This window comes from Stenotrophomonas maltophilia group sp. RNC7 (assembly GCF_030910085.1).
GTDB classification, from domain to species: Bacteria; Pseudomonadota; Gammaproteobacteria; order Xanthomonadales; family Xanthomonadaceae; genus Stenotrophomonas; species Stenotrophomonas sepilia.
The window spans coordinates 1-1,331 of record NZ_JAVFVN010000207.1; the positions used below are offsets into that span (position 1 = coordinate 1).

3 protein-coding genes are annotated in these 1,331 nt (G+C 31.1%); all 3 read right to left on the reverse strand.

The features are described from left to right. Positions 1-211: hypothetical protein (locus tag RCF13_RS02870; protein WP_308140826.1), on the reverse strand; the 211-nt coding region annotated here is incomplete at its 3' end. A gap of 117 nt (positions 212-328) precedes the next feature. Beyond that, the gene (locus RCF13_RS02875) at positions 329-712 is read right to left on the reverse strand and encodes a hypothetical protein (RefSeq protein ID WP_086403703.1); all 384 of its coding nucleotides are present in this window, start codon (positions 710-712) and stop codon (positions 329-331) included. A gap of 319 nt (positions 713-1,031) precedes the next feature. Further along, on the reverse strand, positions 1,032-1,331 hold a 300-nt coding region (locus RCF13_RS02880), incomplete at its 5' end, for a hypothetical protein (RefSeq protein WP_308140827.1).

A 1,331-nucleotide genomic window follows, 5' to 3' on the forward strand; every position in this document is an offset into this window, starting at 1 on the left:
AGCAATCCTTAATTAATGAACGGATAGGTACATCTTTTTCGCAGTAAATGCACTTCATAGTGATTTCTTTAAAAAAGGTACAATCAGCTGCTCCTTGATTAAATAAAGTCTGCTCCTGCATACAATATGATTCCCAGTAATGATTCATATCTGTATTCGGAGTGAAATGCTGCCTTTGATGGATGCAAACAGTACATTTATAGTCGCTCATTGTATCACCTCATACCATTGAAAGTAAAAAAACCTTCAGGTCACGATGAATGTTTTTTATCGTACCTCAAGGGTAATGTCTCCTATGAAATTCTTAGTTAATCATCTATAAAAATTTTTAGCACAACTCAGTATGGAAAAAGATGCTTGGTGTTTTTACTGTGAAAACTTCAAATGCATCTTTTACAACTGGTGTAAGTAGTGTAGTACCATTCCCAGTGTTAATTATTGTTGTTTCATGAAAATTGAGTTTTATTGGGAACCCCTTTAAATCAATAGCTTCTAAAATAATTGTTGGTTGTTCCGCAATAAACTTAAGTTCATTCTTTTTGAATGTACCATAAATCTCATTTTCTAATAAAACTAAGTATGGATAGTCAATAGTTTCTTCTAAACAGATAATTCTACCCATAGTATTAAACCACTCACTATTCGGATTAGTCACCTCTACGATGTTACCGATTTGAAACTCTTTTACTTTACTTGAGACTCTTAAACCCATTTTTCATTCCCCCTAAATTTTTGTTAATAGATTGCCCTATTTCGTAATAGATGTTTAGTTTGTTATACGTATGTTCTCTTCAATTGATTTCATGTTTCTTCTGCGATACGAATTCGGGCAATAAAAAAAGACCCAGAGAATTCGTGATTGAACAAATTGATTACTTTTCACGAACCCCAAGGGCCTAATTTTTTTAGTAAGAATAATACATATAAAAATTTATTATATAAATATTCTAACAATAAACTTAATACTTTTACAATCAAAAAGTGAAGAAAGTGAAAAAATGTAGTTGAACTATCTATGATGAATATTATATCTAAGTTAGATTTATAAGAGACTTATTTTTATTATTAATAGCTGTCTTTAATCCGTAACTTCCATCATTTACTTCTAATATCGTTTGAAAAGCATTATATACATTTGTGCGCCATGTATCATTGTTCATCTGTTTAAGTTTTGAGTTTAGAGCAGCTAAAGCTTCTGTTAGATGTTCGCTATTTGTAACTGGTAACCATTTACCTTCCTTGTGTAGATAATCCGCCAGAGTGGTACTTTCTATACTTCCTCCATCTATAATTTCTCTTAGTTCATACGTATGATTTATTTGGGGTGCAAT

Coding starts and splice junctions, on each gene's coding strand:
- RCF13_RS02875 (WP_086403703.1), bottom strand. CDS start 712: ATGGGTTTAAGAGTCTCAAGTAAAGTAAAAGAGTTTCAAATCGGTAAC.